At 67.9% G+C, this 352-nt stretch carries 1 protein-coding gene; it reads right to left on the bottom strand.

Annotated features, from left to right (window positions below; translation table 11 throughout):
• Positions 1 to 352, bottom strand: a 352-nt coding sequence (locus EXE42_RS17330) for an ATP-binding cassette domain-containing protein (RefSeq protein ID WP_137707100.1), incomplete at both ends; no start/stop codon positions are given.

The following is a 352-nucleotide window of genomic DNA, read 5'->3' on the forward strand; positions in this document are numbered from 1 at the left end:
GAGGGAAGGACCGTCGGAACGCCTGCCACGCGGAGACGTACCCCAGCCGGCCCGTGAGCACGTTCTCCATCACGGTCAGCCGCTCGACGAGGTTGTACTCCTGGAAGATCATGCCGATGTCGCGACGGGCCGACCGCAGCGCGTCGTCACCGAGCCCGGTCAGCTCCGTCTCGTCGAGGTAGACCCGACCGCCGCTGGGCTCGGTCAGCCGGTTGACACACCGGATGAACGTCGATTTGCCGGCCCCGCTGGGACCGATCATCGCGACGGTCTCGCTTCCCTCGACGGACATCGTGACGCCCTGTAGCGCCTCGTCGCCGGTGGGGTACGTCTTCCGGAGGTCGGTGACTCG

The organism is Halorubrum sp. SP3 (genome assembly GCF_005435195.1).
GTDB lineage: Archaea > Halobacteriota > Halobacteria > Halobacteriales > Haloferacaceae > Halorubrum > Halorubrum sodomense.